Genomic DNA, 15285 nt, shown 5'->3' on the forward strand with positions numbered 1-15285 from the left:
TGACTATAGATTCTCTTAATAATTTGATGTGGATCAATTCAATTGTGTCGATCGTTGACCCTTTTCTCCGAAATCCTAACTTTTTGAATAATTGTTGTAGGTAACAAATATGCTACTGCATCAGAGCGTGTTTCTAGATTCGCGTTCAAAGTGTAACTAATTATTAAGATAAATTTCGTAAATTTAATGTTCTACAAACTGTCTTTTGACGAGCGGAAATCTGCAAAGACAGCATGAGCACTGGCGAGTATTCCTCGCTGATTGATGTTTCAGAGATAAACGATGAAGACAATTCAGAGAATGAGAACACTGGTGATGTCGATCGCACTTTCGGTTCTATTTCTATTAGGGATGAACCAACCTGCATGGGCAGCGGATGCGGCAGCAGGTGCGAAAGTGTTTAATGCAAATTGTGCGGCTTGTCATGCTGGTGGCGGAAACGCGATTAATCCAGCAAAAACGCTGAAAAAAGATGCGTTAGTGGCAAACGGGAAAGATACGGTTGAAGCGATCGTGATTCAAGTCACGAATGGTAAAGGTGCAATGCCTTCGTTTAAAGGTCGCTTGAATGAGGATCAAATCCAATCGGTTGCACTGTACGTTTTGGATAAAGCTGAAAAAGGCTGGTAGGCGGATTTTGGGATTTGGGATTGAATAGAGGGTAAGAAGGTGTTTGAGAAGTGTCGTTCGTTGCAGCGTCCCGCCCTGAAATAGAATTTCGGGCTAATCGGCGAAAGTCCATTAGAAATGGACTAAGAACTTGAAACTGGCTCCCAGTCTACTTCAGTAGACTTTCGTCGGTTAGCCCGAAATTCATTTCAGGGCGGGAACGGAACGAGAGCGAAAGAACTTTCAATCGTTCTCAAACATGCTTTAAGGTGAAGAGGCTATCCGATATTTAATCCTGAATTCCGATCGTTTTTTATGTGGCGTAAATTGATTCTAGAGTGGCTAAAACAGCGTCCCTGGTTGCTTGTCCCATTCCTTGCACTAATTCCAATTGCAGGACTGCATCTGAACCAGCACACCCAAACCGAAGCAAAACCTGCTCCACAGGCTTCCACTGGAGGAATCACACCCACTACGGTTCCAAGTTCATTTGCGTTGCCTACTCCATCTCCAACCGTTCAGAAATCCCCTATTGCGAAACCGACCTTAACCCCAGTCGATCCGAAGAAATATACAAAAGAGCAAGCGGCAATTAATGAGAGAGCGAAAGCTGCGTTTGCCGCATCGGTCGGGACAGTGGATTCACTGATTGAAATGCAGGTTGCGATCGCGATGGGGCAACCAACACTATCGATCGTGGCTTCTCAAGGAGCCACGATCGTCGATTCAAATGGTCGATCGCTAAGTCAACTTGCTGCCGGAAATCCTTACGCTGTTCAAGGGACTGGCGATGAAATTAATTTCGCGGGTAAACAACTTCCAGGAATGGTGATGGTTCAGCCGCCTGCAAATGGGGTGTTGTATCTGGGAGACAAGCCTTATCGAGGAAGATTCTTACTCGCGGCACAAGGTGGGCGAATTTGGGTGGTGAACTATATTAATCTGCGCCACTATCTCTACAGTGTAGTGGCAAGTGAAGTATCACCGAGTTGGAATAAAGAAGCGTTGAAGGCACAGGCGGTCGCGGCTCGATCGTATGCGTTGACGTACTATTTCCGACGGGCGCAACCCTTGTATCACATGGGGTCAGATGAATATTTCCAGGTCTACAGCGGTATCTCAAAGGAATCAGAGCGCACAAACCAAGCGGTCGATCAGACAGCAGGTGAATTCATTAGTTATAAAGGCGGAATTGTTGAATCGCTGTATGCGGCTTCGGATGCGATCGTTGCAGATGCGTTTCGCGGTAAAGGAATGAGTCAGCTTGGAGCGTTGGAACTTGCGGAAACCGGATTTACTTACAAGCAAATCTTGGCGAGATACTATCCGAAAACGAACCTTGCGCGGATTGAGCAAGATCATTACTGAAAATCAGCGATCGCATCGATTAGGGTTTGCGATCGCAGCGGACATTCTGCTAAATGCACATTGACCGGAATCACCGTATTCACATTCTGAAGCATCGAATTGCTTGTTGCATTGCAAGCTCCTAAACTGATGACGAACTTTGGAGCAGACATCTGTTCGTATAATCGAATCAAAGTTGGGGCAAATTTGGGTGTGATCGCACTTGCGGTAATTAAGAGATTTGCAGAATGCGATCGAACTTGTGGAACTGCTAGAAGTGCCGCAATCTTTATAAAGCAGCAATTCGCATCAGGGTATGACGTGTAAAAATCAGCAATTCTAATCTGATTGTATAAATCATCAACCGTAGTAAGAATCGCATTCTCAAATAAATATTGCTCATTCGGTTGAATTTGCGTTGTTTTCAGCGTTACTCTCGACATATAAAGTTCCTGCCTTGTGATCGATTTTACACAAACAAAGCGTAACCTTTCCGATTCTCCGTAGTGTTGTGAATTGAATGTAGTCTTAGTGTGGCACGATCTCAGGGGAACGTACTGTTAAGATTGCGGATTTTTATCGAATCAGAAATCACCGCAACAAAAAAGGAGCCGCAACTGCGACTCCCATCAATTTATAACAATGAAACTTATGCTTCTTCAGCACCCGCTTCTAAAGTTCCGGTTGACTGTGTAAGGTTCAGCTTCACCACTTTCGCCTGTTCAACCTTCGGCAAAGTTAAGCTCAGAATGCCATCTTTGAACTCAGCCTTGACTTGATCATTTTGTACTTCAACAGGCAGCGGAATCACACGCTGGAACTTACCGTAGCGAAACTCAGAGCGGAAGAAACCATTCTCTTCGGAGCGATTCTCTTGATGATGCTCACCAGAGAGAGAAATCGCATCTTTCGTCACCTGCACATCGAGATCCTTCGCATCGATGCCAGGGAGTTGAGCGCGAAGAACGAACTCGTTACCTGTGTCCTTCAACTCGATCGCAGGAGTCCAGGGTGCGGTATCAACAGAATCAAACAACTGATCAAATTGACGACGGAGTGTATCGATTTCGCGCCAGGGTTGCCAGTATCTTACTAACATATCGTCACCTCTTGGAAAACGACTAAGAACTTGAAACTTCATGTTCTTATCGTGCCGCATCCAGCGTCGAATCGCAGTCAGGGGAACTGTACTAAGTCAGTAGAGTTAACCGATTATGCTAAGACAAATTCAACTAAAGAGTTTACGCCCAACGCATATTCAACATCATCAATATGTTCGCGATCGCGCCATTCATCAATCACACTCAGCAAAGAACGGACGGCTAAATCGCGCTGAATCAGTTCGGTGACGGCTTGCCATGCGTCCGGTGCGTTCGAGAAAAAGCCAAGCTGAATCATGCCGCCTTCGTGCCACCAAATGCCAATCCAGCCTGCATCTTGTTCGGTAATTTCAACATGCTGTCCTAGGTATGTCATAGCTGCTTTCTCTCTGAACTCTGCATTCTAATGAGTTACAGAATACGAGGTGTGTATGCGGCTTGACCTCTACTAAAAAGAAGGGATCGCCTACTGTCTCTCTGTCTCATGACAGTAACCGTTAGACGATCCCGCACACACAATGAAGAAGTCGATCGATGATTCGTTATGCAGCGCTTCGGGTGACGAGTCCCCACAGGAAGATCGCGATCATGGCTCCGATGACTGCGACGATTAATCCAGGTAAGCTAAATCCTGCCGCAGTGAGACTAATCGTTCCCTGAGTCAGAAGCGTGAAGAGGCTACCTCCCAAGAATGCACCAACGATGCCTAAAATCATCGTGCTCAAAATGCCACCACCTTGCCGTCCGGGGTAGATCAATTTTGCGATCGCGCCTGCCACAATACCAAGAATTGCCCATGCCAAAATATTCATGCTCGTATCTCCTAGAGCTTGTAAGCCTTGATGGATGCGATCAACTGTGAAGAAAGAGTCGATCGGGTTTTTTATCTAGGAAGGTAGTATATCGCCGTCTTTGTTTGGATTGGATTGAATAAATTTTTATTTAACAATTTCGTTCCGGGCAGGGAAAACCAATTGAATGGGATTTGGGGTCGATCGGGTTTTGTGGTTGAAGGGTCGTTCATTGCCGGACGGGTAGAGACGCGATTAGGAGCTTCGCTGCACTTCGTGTTCGCGTCTCTACGGTCGTCGGGTAAACGCAGGATTTACCGCATGGATTTACGGGGTGGGAATCGCCTCGCGGGAGGTCACCAATTGCGATCGCGAATAATTCATCGAATTCGCTACAGGGGTCATCACCTGCACCGCGTTCCGATCTTCGATCAATTTGATCGCCCGCGTCACACTTTCCGGCAGAATCACAACTAAACTTCCTGGAGTCGCACCTTCTAATGCAGCTTGAATCGCTGCGGTTTCATCCAGAATCGTTTCGTATCGAGCATCCGGTTTCGTTTCCTTAATCCCTTGCTCGATAAAGGTCGCCGTATTTCCGCGATCGCGTCCCCGGTTATCGTCATCTTCTTTGATGATGATGCGATCGAACAATCCCGCTGAAAGTTTTCCGAGTTGAACAAAGTCTTCATCTCGTCGATCGCCCGGTGCGCCAATTACCCCAATCCGCTCACCTTCTTTCCAGTTCTGCACAAAGCCACCGAGTGCTTGATAACTATGCGGATTGTGAGCATAGTCGATCAACACGTGGAAATGTCCTAAGCTAAACAAATTCATGCGTCCCGGTGTTTGCTTGCTCGAAGCCTGGAAGGTCATCAAAGCTGCTCGAATATCCTCAATCCGAACTCCTTGAGCAAACGCCGCCAAACTTGCTGCTAGTGCATTCGCAATCATGAACGGTGCACGTCCACCTAATGTGAGGGGAACATGGATCGCTTGTTCGATTCTCAATGTCCAATCGCCTTTTAGGATCGAGAGATAGCCATTCTCATAAACGGCTGCAAGTCCGCCGCGTTGAGTATGCGATCGAATCAATTCATTCTCTGGATTCATCGAAAAATACGCAATCTGAGCCGTTACCCGACTTGCCATCGCAGACACTAACGGATCATCTGCATTCAGAACCACATAGCCTTTGGGTAATGCAGATTCGGCAACAACGCTCTTAACTCGCGCCATTTCTTCGATCGTATTGATATCTCCTAGCCCCAAGTGATCCGCTGCGACGTTCAGAACAACACCCACATCGCACGCATTGAAGGCTAAGCCCGATCGCAGAATCCCACCTCTAGCACTCTCAAGCACAGCCACTTCAACCGTCGGATCTTGCAGAATTAATTGTGCGCTTTGAGGTCCGGTATTATCTCCTGGTTCAACCAAATAGTCACCGATGTAAGTTCCATCGGTTGTTGTGTATCCAACGACTTGATTGGTTTGCTTAAACAGATGAGCAATTAAGCGCGTCGTTGTCGTTTTTCCGTTAGTTCCGGTAATTGCAATGATTGGAATTCGTCCATTGCTCCGCTGTGGGAACAACATATCGACCACAGGTTCTGCTACATTGCGGGGAATACCTTCACTTGGGGAAACGTGCATTCTGAAGCCTGGAGCCGCATTGACTTCAACAATGACACCATCCACTTCACGCAACGGCTTCGAGATATCATCCGTGACAACATCAATTCCAGCAATGTCTAGACCGATAATTTTGACGACACGCTGAGCTAACCAAATATTTTCAGGGTGAATATCATCAGTTCGATCGATAGCAATTCCCCCTGTACTTAAGTTCGCTGTAGCTCTGAGATAACAAATCTCGCCTTCGGGTAGAACAGTTTCTAAGTCATAGCCTTTTTGCTCTAACAGCTCCCAGGAAGTTCGATCGACTTCGATTTTCGTCAAAACATTATCGTGACCAGTTCCCCGCCGCGGATCGCGATTTGTTTCGTCGATTAATTCCTGAATCGTCGATCGACCATTTCCCACGACATGAGCCGGAACCCGTTCAGCCACGGCAACGACTCTGCCATCGACGACCAGAACCCGGTGATCGCGCCCTTGATAGTACCGTTCGATAATCACCGATCGAGAAACTTCTTTCGCCGCATCATAAGCGATTTCGGCTTGTTCCCAACTGGTGATATTGATTGTAATTCCGCGCCCGTGATTTCCGTTTAGGGGCTTAATCACGATCGGATAGCCGCCGACTTCCTCGATCGCGTCTTCTAACTCATCAAGATAGTTCACAACCGTTCCACGTGGCACAGGAACACCCGCCGATCGCAGCATTTGTTTTGTGCCTTCTTTATCGGAGGCAAGCTCGACTCCGAGAATTCCAGTATGATTGCTCAGCGTGGCTTGAATGCGTTTTTGATGCACTCCAAAGCCGAGTTGAATCATCGCTCGCGCTCCTAATTCCATCCAAGGAATATTTCGCGTTTCGGCTTCTTTTACCAGCGTTTCAGTACTCGGACCTAACGAACATTCGGCTGCAATATCGCGTAAATCCTTTAAGTCCTGCTCTAATTCATCTTTCGGATAGCGTCCGGTTTCAACGATCGTTTGGCAAATTCTCACAGCGGCTCTAGCAGCATAGCGTCCAGCGCGTTCGTGCACATATTCGATCGCGACTTGATAAACACCTGGCTCTGCGGTTTCACGAGTCCGTCCGAACCCGACAATCATGCCAGCGAGTTCCTGAAGCTCTAGCGCGACATGTTCGATGATATGCCCCATCATCGTGCCTTCGCGCATTCGTTCCAGAAAGCCACCTCGATAGCCTGGAGAGCAGAAATGCTCCACCAAAGACGGCAACAACTCGACCAAACCTTCGTAAAACCCAGGAATCAAATTAGAAGGAGTCTCAGCTAGATCTTCCAAATCCAGGCGCATCAAAACAACTTTGTGGCGACGAATGCTCCAGTAATTGGGACCACGTAACGTTTGAACTTTGAGTATCTTCATAAAACTTTAATTCAGGGCTACTGGCTGGGAATCGGTTCACAGAAAAATCGAAATTCGGAAATTTAGTCTCAAGACCAATTTCCTAGTTTCAGGGGCAATCTGAGTCGGGGTTTGTTCATCATAAACAGTTTGTGTAAAGAACTGTTGCCCCTGAAAGTCGTAATTTCAAAGCGTATTTGTAACAAAGCGAAATGGTTTCTCACTGGCACCATACCAGAATTCGCACTCGCTCAACGGTGAGGAATTCCGTCTATCCTCGCTCCCAGAAGGCAGACTTCCGAGATTTCCGAATCAGCATCGATCGCTGACGCAAGTCAAATCGACAACCCGCACTTAAAACATGCAGCCGTAAATTTCCCATCGACAGCGGATCAGTTTTTTCAACTTCTGCCTGATTCGTGTAGGTCATTTCTCCGGGGTCGATAATCGTCACCGCTCCTTTTCCCAGCACCTGAAGAATGCCATCGCCTTCAAACATGGCACAGGTATCTTCATCAATGCCGATTCCAAGCAGAGTCGGATGCGCCACGATCGCACTCATCAACCGCGCCATCCGGTTCCGATTGTGAAAATGCTGATCCACGAGAATGTCCGGAATGATCCCCAATCCCAATGTCATATCGACCAGAGAATGATTGGGAGATTCACCACTTCCGCCGCCTGCGATCATGTGATATCCCATCACGGCTGCCCCCGCACTGGTTCCGGCAAGCGCGATTTCTCCAGACTGTGAGCGCGATCGCACAATATCCATCACGGGCGTATCAGAAAGCAAGCCACACAGCCGCAACTGATCGCCCCCAGTGAGAAACACACCGCTACACTCACTCACATACTCTTGTAATTCTGGCAAGTCGCCCTGAGCGCGATCGTCAATATTCAGCACCTTCGCTTCTTGAGCGCCCATGTCCGTGAAAATGGTTTGGTAGCGATTGCCGATCACCACGGGTTCACGCGAAGCCGATGGAATAATGGCGATACGGGCATCACTCCCCCCAGAGCGCCAAAAGAATTCACGGAGAATTTCTCGACCGTGGAGTTTATCTTCTGCACCGCCGATCACCATAATGGCGGTATTGAGGGACTGAGGCATCTGCGGTTTCAACGATTGCAAGACTGACTCTAGCATGAAGGATGGAGAATAAAGAACGGAGGGTGGGAAAACGAAAATTCAGTTTAGGATCAAACGGGTGAGGTTGGCATCGGATGATCGAAATTGTGCGATCGTCTTTATCTATGACTTTCAATCATGCCAAATTATTAATTCTTTGTTAACGCGATTTTGTCTTTTGTTATCAACATGCGCTTCGATATTGTGACGTTATTTCCCGATTTCTTTGAGTCGCCCTTAAAATCTGGGCTACTGGGGAAGGCGTTTGCGAAACAAATTGCTGAGGTTCACTTAACTAATCCACGCGATTTTGCCCTGGATAAACATCGCCGCGTGGACGATGAGCCTTATGGCGGCGGGGTTGGAATGTTGATCAAACCGGAGCCGATTTTTGCTGCGGTGGAATCTTTACCCGTACTGCCTAGACGCGAAGTAATTTTCGTTACTCCGCAAGGCGAGCCAATGCAACAATCGATGCTGAAAGAATTTTCCACAAATTTCGATCAGATTGTCATCATTTGCGGACATTACGAAGGGATCGATGAGCGCGTTATGGGTTTAGTCACGCGAGAGGTGTCGCTGGGGGATTTTGTTCTGACCTGTGGAGAAATTCCAGCCTTAGCGATATTAAATGGCACGATTCGGCTGTTACCGGGTGCGATCGGGAAAGAAGATTCGCTCAAGTTCGAGAGTTTTGAAGCAGGATTGCTCGATTATCCGCAATATACTCGTCCGCCTGTGTTTAGAGGATTAGAGGTTCCGGCAGTTTTGCGATCGGGTAATCACGCCGCGATCGATCAATGGCGGACTCAACAACAAATCGAGCGCACTCGTATCCGTCGTCCGGATTTGTACCAATGCTGGCTAGAGCAAACCGGGCAAAATAAACAAGATGAGGTCAATTCCGAGTGATGAAAAAATTTCCCCTTCTGTGTGCCACCCTTGCGAGTACTGCCCTGTTGAACTCGCTCCAGATTCCGATGCCATTACGATCGTCAGAAATGCTGCTCGATTCGGCGGCGTACGCAAAACGAAGTGGAGGACGCAGCGGCGGCGGATCGTTTAGTCGTCCTTCGTCGGGTAGCTCAAATCGCAACAGTGGATCAGAGAGTGGCGGATCAGTCGCTCCTCGATCGTCCGGGGGTGGAGTTTACTATGGCGGTGGTTATGGTGGTGGCACTTACTACGGGGGTGGCAGCATTGTCTTGTTGATTGTTGCCCTAATGCTGATTGGCGGTGTCGGCTTCTTTGTCTGGTATTTGCTCAAGATGGGTAAAAGCAACAAAGGACAGAAGGAACTTGATAATGATGTTGTCACGGTAACGAAAGTACAGGTGGGATTGTTGGCAGAAGGTCGCGCCATTCAACCGCAGTTAGCTGAGATTGTTCAACAAGCAGAGACTGAAACAATCGAAGGACTTCATGCCCAACTGCAAGAGGCAGCATTAGCACTGTTGAGAATGCCGGAGAACTGGAGTCATGTGCAGGCAAGTTCTGAAACGGTGAAAACTCGTGATGAAGCGGAAAAGCGGTTTAATCAATTATCGATCGCCGAACGCACCAAATACACGACAGAAACGCTAACGAATGCAAACGGTAAGTTAGTACAGAAAGAGTTCGAGCTTGATCCAGACAAAGAGCCAGCATCTTACATTGTGGTGACTTTGATTGTTGGCACCGCAGACGATCAGCCATTGTTTTCTGAAATTCGTACCACTGAAGCTTTGAAAGATGTGTTACATCAACTCTCAAGTCTCAATTTTGAATATCTCATGCGGTTTGAACTGCAATGGACACCGCAAGTAGAAGGCGATAGTTTAACCTATGATGAAATGCTACTGGAATATCCTGAAATGCTTCAAATATGAAACACTCAACAAACATTTGGGACTATAAACCGTGGTGGTGTCAGCCTTGGTCAATTTTGCTAACAGGCGTGAGTCTAATCAGTGGCAGTTGGCTATTGTTGCACTCGCTTTGGATTACTGCGATCGTGGCGATTCCGGTGCTAACCTGGATGATTTTTTTCTTACTAATTTATCCAAAAGCAATGTCCAAAAGTTTAGAAGACCTTACAAGCGATTGAATTCGGACAATAACCAAGCTCCAACTTGACTTTGATTTTCTTGGCGAGTGCGCTGTAGGGCTTGTTGAAGCAGTGCAATGGATAGATTCGGTAACACGGATGATTCGGTAATGCGGTGGCTGCCTTGATTCTCGATCGCAAATGCTAAAACCCGAACATTCTTCACATCAAAAATCCAATATTCTTTTACTTGCAAGTCTTCGTAGAGCAATCGTTTCTCACCTTGATCATCAGACAGAGAAGTATTTGCAATTTCAATCACTAGATCCGGAGCGGGATAACGATCGAGATCAATCAAGCTCGTTCCCCAGGGCACAACTTCTGCATTTTCATTGAGATAGTACGCTAAATCTGGTTGCGCTTCCCGAACCCCTGCTTTGCGGAATGTACAATTATTCAGTCCTTTTGCAGGAATGGTTTTCAAAGTGCAAAATAGCGTCACTGCGAAATTTGCGATCGTATTATCCGCAGCATGGTCGTGTCCTAATGGTGGCATTTCAATCCTAAATCTGTGATCGTGGTAGTAGCTTTTTGCTTTCTCAAAGTCTGGATGATTGATCGCTTGTAGATAGTCCTGCCAACTCGCAGTCACCCAAGTATCCGTTGGAATTTGAACGAGGTTCATGATTAACCCAGGAAAACATAAGCTTATGTTAGCGTTGATGAACCTGATTCAATGAGAAGATTTGCGATGCCAAACTATCCCGGAATTTCGAGTGAAGCCTTTCGCCATCCGCTTGATCGACAAGCGGAACAAGCCTTGAGAAGCGTCCCCGGTTTTGATCTGGTTGCTCGAAAATTCGTCGAATTTGTCTACGAACGCCCCCGCTACATTCACCTAATGGGCAATTCGATTCAAGTTGGCGTTCGACAGTTCTCTAGTGTCTATCAAATCTTTCGCGAATGTTTGCAGAGCTTAGATATTTCACCTGAGCCTGCATTGTTTGTTTCACAAGCTCCCTCCGTGAATGCGTATGCACTCGGACAAGAAAAGCCTTGTGTTGTATTAAATAGTGCATTGCTCGATTTGCTTTCGGAAACAGAACTACGATCGGTAATCGCTCACGAGCTAGGTCATCTCAAATGTGGACATACCACGCTGACTCAAATGGCAATGTGGGCGAATTTTGCGATCGCAGGTTTAGCCGATTTTACCTTTGGTCTAAGCAACTTTATTAGTACAGGTTTGATGTTGGCGTTCTACGAATGGATGCGAAAAGCAGAACTATCCGCTGATCGCGCTTCATTGCTCGTGATGGATGAACTCAACCCAACCTTGCAGGGCATGATGCGACTAGCAGGCGGATCGCTCAAATATGCTCACGAAATGAGCTTAGACGAACTAATCAAACAAAGCGATCGCTATCAAGCTCTCGACAATGATCAACTGAATCAGCTTTACAAATTCTCGCTGTACAACGACGTTTCCAATGGAGTGTTTCTCTCACATCCGTTTACGATCGAGCGCGTTCGATTTCTTCAAGAATGGGCGGCTTCTTCAGAGTTCCAGCACATTCGTCAAGGAAATTATGTTCGAGTCGGAGCAGAAGGAGCGGTAAACGTGGAAACGCAGAATCCAGAAGCCGACGAACTGAAACGGCAGATTGAGGAATTGCAGCGAGAAATTGAACGGGTCAAGCGATCGCAATAATTCTGACAATTCCGCATATTCTCTGATTTCATATTGTCCGTCTCAAAAATTACATATCAATCGATGAATGTCTGATACGATACACCATTGATTCTCTATGGTGTGAGGAAAAATGTTAAATCCTTCTCGCTACTGGAAGCTGTGGTTAGCAGCTCCAGCGGTTCTGTTTTGGATGCAGTCTGCTCAGGCATCGGAAAAACTTCAAACTCCAGAAGTAAAATCGGCTTCGATCGAATCGAAAATTAAATCGGAAATCAAAGAGGTCACACCGAATTTCGAGCAGGTGAGCGGCGTTGCATCTTTGGAAACTGCGACTCCTGCCTCCGGAATGGAGCAAGTCACCTCAGTTTCACAATTCACGGATGTTCGTCCGACCGATTGGGCGTTTCAAGCGCTGCAATCGTTGGTAGAACGATATGGCTGTATTGCGGGTTATCCCGATCGTACCTATCGCGGCAATCGGGCACTGACTCGGTTTGAATTCGCAGCGGGATTGAACGCGTGTCTCGATCGTGTGAACGAACTGATTTCCGCCTCAACCGCTGATTTGGTCAAAAAAGAAGACCTCGCCACCCTGCAAAAACTGCAAGAACAATTCGCCGTAGAACTGGCAACGATTCGGGGTCGTGTCGATGCCCTCGAAGCTCGCACTACAACCTTAGAAAAACAGCAATTCTCGACAACAACAAAACTGTTTGGGAACGCTTACTTCAATATCACAGGCGCAGGTGCAAGTGATGATGTTGTGTTTGAAGGTCCCGCAGGCAGCGGCGGCAACACCGAAGGACGATTCTTCGCTACCCGAACCGGAGGACTTCCGACTCGCGTTGTGGCTGAAGATCCCAACATCACCGCCAGCTTTTTAACTTGGTTAACGCTGGTGACTTCTTTCAGCGGACGCGATCAACTGGTGACGCAATTGGCAGCGGGAAATGGTCGATCGCCTTACAATCAGTACGCTTCCGCAGGTTTCTATAATGCGTCTGGCGTTCCTTTCACCGATCAAACCGCTGGAACGGAGAACGGTCGTAGCGATGTCGTCATTCGTGACTTGTTCTACAGCTTCCCGGTGAGCGATGCAATCAAAGTCACAGTTGGACCTCGCATCAACTGGTATCGTCACTTCGATGGCAACCGCTTCCTGAATATCTTTGCTTCGGGTGCAAGCTTCGACACCTCGAACAGCACACAGTCGAACTCTGTCGATCGAGGTTCTGGCGCGGTTGTCGAATGGGACATTAGCCCGCAATTGCGCTTAGCGCTCGGCTACTTGGGCGAAAACACAGAATTTCTCTCGCCCGCATTCGGTTTTAATACGTCGAGCAGTCCCCGATTTGGTTTATTTGGCGGAACGAACACCGCTTCAGCCGAACTCACCTTCGCACCGAGTACAAACTTCAATCTGCGCTTGCAGTATAACTACAGCCGGATTCAAGCTTACGGTGGACAAGTCGGCGGCGCGATCGGTGAACCGATTCCGTATGGCTACCTTGATGCAGGAGCTGGATTCTCCGAAGGCGGCGTTGGGGGCGGACTGCGATTTGCAACTGCGAGTATGTTCGGTGTGAACTTTGACTGGCTGATCACGCCAGGGATTGGATTGTTCGGGCGCTATAGCTTTGCAACGATCAATCTCAACCCGATCGATGCCAAAGTCGATACGCAATCGTTCCAGGTGGGCGCGGCTTTCCCAGATTTGGGTAAAAAAGGCGCACAAGCGACGATCGCATTCGTGATGCCAATGGATATTACACGCGGTCGGCGGTTCTTCGCATCCGGTGGCGGCGACGGTGGAACCCAGTACGAGCTTGAGGCTTCCTACTTCTATCCGCTGACCCAAAATATCGCGATCGTGCCCACGTTCTATGCGATTTTCAATGCGAATAATTTCGATAGCAACCCCACGGTTTACGTCGGTAACATTCGCACCCAATTCAGTTTCTAAAATGAATCCGGCGATCGATACAATCGTTGGGTAAACGCAGGAACCCCGTAGAGACGCGATTAATCGCGTCTCTATCCGTCATTGGATCAACGCAAAAATCCTAGGATTGCGGCACCCAAACCGAAACCGATCCACCATTACAACGGAATTCACCCCAGCCGTGTTCATTCGTGGTAACGGGTTCTTGAACGTGTTCAGTGATATCGATGTAAGTACGATCGCATTGTCCGACTTCCATCCATTTACTGCCCCCGTCTCCGTTGCTCAGCACGACCGCCATTCCGCCCGGATGCTCTTCGTTTCCTAACCGCGTCCAGCCCACAACATTCGGATGATCAAAATAGTTGTATTGATCCCCGTAAGCATATTCACGCCGCGCATATAAGAATTGGTCAATCAGCCAGCGATGCGAATCGAGCCAGATTTCATGTTCATTCCCATCCCCACCGTAATCGCGATAGCACGCTCCATAGTAGTCGGGGTAGAACACACAAGGATAACCCTCACACCGCAAAAGAATCAGGGCATAAGCCAGCGGTTTGAACCAGGATTCAACCGGAGATTCTAACGATTGTAGCGGTTGGGAATCGTGATTTTCGACCATCGTCACTGCTAAAGTCGGTTGCTGCTGCACGATCGTATTGTCGAAAATCTGACGCATATCGTAGCTACCTCCAGCCCGACTTGCGGCATGGAAGTTATAGTGCAACGGCGCATCAAACACCGCGACTTTTCCTTGCGTTGCCTCGATGAAATAGTGCAGGGCTTCCACTTCATACGACCAGTATTCTGCAACCGAGAAAAGTTCCCGTTGACTATAGTTCCGCATGTGCTCTAACCAATCGTGGAAGAAGGGAGCCGTTACATGTTTCGCCGCGTCAAACCGGAAGCCATTCACTCCGGTTGTATCGTAGTACCATTCACCCCAGCGCTTCAGTTCTTCGCAGACCTCCGGATTGCTCATATCTAGGTCGCAACCCATGAGATAGTCAAAGTTACCTTTCTCTAGGTCAACATTGTCGTCAAATTCCTTCCCTTTGAGCAGGTAAACGGCAGACATCTGCTTTTCGTACTCGTTGTAATCGATCGCATCAAAGTGCCACCAATGCCATTCCATTTTGGAATACTTGCCGCCCCGACCCGGAAACGTGAAATGCGTCCAAGCTTTGACCGGTTTGTATTCCCCAATCACTTCAGCGCGGTTGTCTTGACTGAATGGTGTTGCTTCGACCACTTCTTTTTGGTCTCCACCCATGCGGTGATTGAACACTACATCTGCGTAAACCTCAATTCCTGCGGCTTGCGCAGCTTTTACTGCTTTAATGTATTCGTCTTTTGTGCCGTACTTGGTGCGAACTGATCCTTTTTGGTCAAATTCGCCCAAGTCGTACATATCATATACACCGTACCCGACTTCATAAGAGCCTCCCACCCCTTTATAAGACGGAGGCAACCAGAGCGACGTGATTCCAGCTTGTGCTAGTTCTTCGGATTTTTCTGCAAGCTCATTCCAGAATGTTCCATCGCTCGGCAAGTACCAGTGAAAGTACTGCATCATCACGCCATTCGGTTCAGACATATTTCGATTATCCTTATCAAACTTAGACTAGAGGTGTTAAAT

15 protein-coding genes are annotated in these 15285 nt (G+C 47.7%); 7 read left to right on the top strand and 8 right to left on the bottom strand.

Features of this window, described 5'->3' with window-relative positions; all coding sequences use genetic code 11:
- Nucleotides 1-282 precede the first annotated feature (282 nt).
- Complete coding sequence (gene petJ / locus NIES2104_RS14925) at nt 283-630, top strand: cytochrome c6 PetJ (protein ID WP_225895246.1); 348 nt, start codon at nt 283-285, stop codon at nt 628-630.
- A gap of 294 nt (nt 631-924) precedes the next feature.
- Entirely contained in the window at nt 925-1977 is a 1053-nt protein-coding gene (locus tag NIES2104_RS14930) for a SpoIID/LytB domain-containing protein (protein WP_058999003.1), read from the top strand.
- Here NIES2104_RS14930 and NIES2104_RS14935 read toward each other — a convergent pair.
- The 6 genes from NIES2104_RS14935 to NIES2104_RS14960 all read right to left on the bottom strand — a co-directional run bounded on the left by NIES2104_RS14935 (nt 1971) and on the right by NIES2104_RS14960 (nt 7964).
- Nucleotides 1971-2399: a hypothetical protein gene (locus NIES2104_RS14935; protein ID WP_058999005.1), complete on the bottom strand. Its 429-nt coding sequence runs from the start codon at nt 2397-2399 to the stop codon at nt 1971-1973. The two genes, NIES2104_RS14930 and NIES2104_RS14935, sit on opposite strands and share 7 nt — an antisense overlap.
- A 206-nt stretch (nt 2400-2605) precedes the next feature.
- On the bottom strand, nt 2606-3055 hold the full coding sequence (locus NIES2104_RS14940; protein WP_059001761.1) for an Hsp20/alpha crystallin family protein: 450 nt from the start codon (nt 3053-3055) through the stop codon (nt 2606-2608).
- 113 nt (nt 3056-3168) lie between these two features.
- Entirely contained in the window at nt 3169-3432 is a 264-nt protein-coding gene (locus NIES2104_RS14945) for a hypothetical protein (RefSeq protein ID WP_058999007.1), read from the bottom strand.
- 166 nt (nt 3433-3598) lie between these two features.
- Entirely contained in the window at nt 3599-3868 is a 270-nt protein-coding gene (locus tag NIES2104_RS14950; RefSeq protein ID WP_058999010.1) for a GlsB/YeaQ/YmgE family stress response membrane protein, read from the bottom strand.
- A gap of 306 nt (nt 3869-4174) precedes the next feature.
- Nucleotides 4175-6871, bottom strand: coding sequence for a cyanophycin synthetase (gene cphA, locus NIES2104_RS14955; RefSeq protein ID WP_058999012.1), 2697 nt, complete (start codon nt 6869-6871; stop codon nt 4175-4177).
- A gap of 250 nt (nt 6872-7121) precedes the next feature.
- Complete coding sequence (locus NIES2104_RS14960; RefSeq protein ID WP_192843591.1) at nt 7122-7964, bottom strand: cyanophycinase; 843 nt, start codon at nt 7962-7964, stop codon at nt 7122-7124.
- A 207-nt stretch (nt 7965-8171) separates the two neighbouring features.
- Here NIES2104_RS14960 and trmD point away from each other — a divergent pair, with 207 nt between their 5' ends.
- From trmD to NIES2104_RS14975, 3 genes are read left to right on the top strand one after another with little or no spacing between them, the layout of a single operon-like run.
- Nucleotides 8172-8894 (top strand): tRNA (guanosine(37)-N1)-methyltransferase TrmD, encoded by a 723-nt coding sequence (trmD, locus tag NIES2104_RS14965; protein WP_058999016.1) that lies wholly within the window; start codon nt 8172-8174, stop codon nt 8892-8894.
- A complete protein-coding gene (locus NIES2104_RS14970) occupies nt 8894-9850 on the top strand; it encodes a DUF1517 domain-containing protein (protein ID WP_058999018.1) in 957 nt (318 codons plus the stop codon). Before trmD ends, NIES2104_RS14970 begins: the two co-directional genes overlap by 1 nt.
- Entirely contained in the window at nt 9847-10068 is a 222-nt protein-coding gene (locus NIES2104_RS14975; RefSeq protein ID WP_058999020.1) for a DUF6737 family protein, read from the top strand. The genes NIES2104_RS14970 and NIES2104_RS14975 overlap by 4 nt, the downstream gene beginning before the upstream one ends.
- Here the strand turns inward: NIES2104_RS14975 and NIES2104_RS14980 are convergent.
- The gene (locus tag NIES2104_RS14980; protein ID WP_058999022.1) at nt 10055-10693 is read right to left on the bottom strand and encodes a Uma2 family endonuclease; all 639 of its coding nucleotides are present in this window, start codon (nt 10691-10693) and stop codon (nt 10055-10057) included. The genes NIES2104_RS14975 and NIES2104_RS14980 overlap by 14 nt on opposite strands.
- A gap of 66 nt (nt 10694-10759) precedes the next feature.
- Here NIES2104_RS14980 and NIES2104_RS14985 point away from each other — a divergent pair, with 66 nt between their 5' ends.
- Together NIES2104_RS14985 and NIES2104_RS14990 are read left to right on the top strand one after the other, a co-directional pair.
- The gene (locus NIES2104_RS14985; protein WP_058999024.1) at nt 10760-11719 is read left to right on the top strand and encodes a M48 family metallopeptidase; all 960 of its coding nucleotides are present in this window, start codon (nt 10760-10762) and stop codon (nt 11717-11719) included.
- Between the two features lie 112 nt (nt 11720-11831).
- A complete protein-coding gene (locus NIES2104_RS14990) occupies nt 11832-13664 on the top strand; it encodes an iron uptake porin (protein ID WP_058999026.1) in 1833 nt (610 codons plus the stop codon).
- Nucleotides 13665-13764: 100 nt separating this feature from the next.
- Here NIES2104_RS14990 and NIES2104_RS14995 read toward each other — a convergent pair whose 3' ends face one another.
- On the bottom strand, nt 13765-15243 hold the full coding sequence (locus NIES2104_RS14995; protein ID WP_058999028.1) for an alpha-amylase: 1479 nt from the start codon (nt 15241-15243) through the stop codon (nt 13765-13767).
- Nucleotides 15244-15285 lie beyond the last annotated feature (42 nt).

Source organism: Leptolyngbya sp. NIES-2104, from assembly GCF_001485215.1.
In the GTDB taxonomy this organism is placed as follows: Bacteria; Cyanobacteriota; Cyanobacteriia; order Leptolyngbyales; family Leptolyngbyaceae; genus Leptolyngbya.

Excerpts from the sequence above, each read along its gene's own strand:
- petJ (WP_225895246.1), top strand. The coding sequence starts at position 283 with ATGAAGACAATTCAGAGAATGAGAACACTGGTGATGTCGATCGCACTT.
- NIES2104_RS14930 (WP_058999003.1), top strand. The coding sequence starts at position 925 with ATGTGGCGTAAATTGATTCTAGAGTGGCTAAAACAGCGTCCCTGGTTG.
- NIES2104_RS14935 (WP_058999005.1), bottom strand. The coding sequence starts at position 2,399 with ATGTCGAGAGTAACGCTGAAAACAACGCAAATTCAACCGAATGAGCAA.
- NIES2104_RS14940 (WP_059001761.1), bottom strand. The coding sequence starts at position 3,055 with ATGTTAGTAAGATACTGGCAACCCTGGCGCGAAATCGATACACTCCGT.
- NIES2104_RS14945 (WP_058999007.1), bottom strand. The coding sequence starts at position 3,432 with ATGACATACCTAGGACAGCATGTTGAAATTACCGAACAAGATGCAGGC.
- NIES2104_RS14950 (WP_058999010.1), bottom strand. The coding sequence starts at position 3,868 with ATGAATATTTTGGCATGGGCAATTCTTGGTATTGTGGCAGGCGCGATC.
- cphA (WP_058999012.1), bottom strand. The coding sequence starts at position 6,871 with ATGAAGATACTCAAAGTTCAAACGTTACGTGGTCCCAATTACTGGAGC.
- NIES2104_RS14960 (WP_192843591.1), bottom strand. The coding sequence starts at position 7,964 with ATGCCTCAGTCCCTCAATACCGCCATTATGGTGATCGGCGGTGCAGAA.
- trmD (WP_058999016.1), top strand. The coding sequence starts at position 8,172 with ATGCGCTTCGATATTGTGACGTTATTTCCCGATTTCTTTGAGTCGCCC.
- NIES2104_RS14970 (WP_058999018.1), top strand. The coding sequence starts at position 8,894 with ATGAAAAAATTTCCCCTTCTGTGTGCCACCCTTGCGAGTACTGCCCTG.
- NIES2104_RS14975 (WP_058999020.1), top strand. The coding sequence starts at position 9,847 with ATGAAACACTCAACAAACATTTGGGACTATAAACCGTGGTGGTGTCAG.
- NIES2104_RS14980 (WP_058999022.1), bottom strand. The coding sequence starts at position 10,693 with ATGAACCTCGTTCAAATTCCAACGGATACTTGGGTGACTGCGAGTTGG.
- NIES2104_RS14985 (WP_058999024.1), top strand. The coding sequence starts at position 10,760 with ATGCCAAACTATCCCGGAATTTCGAGTGAAGCCTTTCGCCATCCGCTT.
- NIES2104_RS14990 (WP_058999026.1), top strand. The coding sequence starts at position 11,832 with ATGTTAAATCCTTCTCGCTACTGGAAGCTGTGGTTAGCAGCTCCAGCG.
- NIES2104_RS14995 (WP_058999028.1), bottom strand. The coding sequence starts at position 15,243 with ATGTCTGAACCGAATGGCGTGATGATGCAGTACTTTCACTGGTACTTG.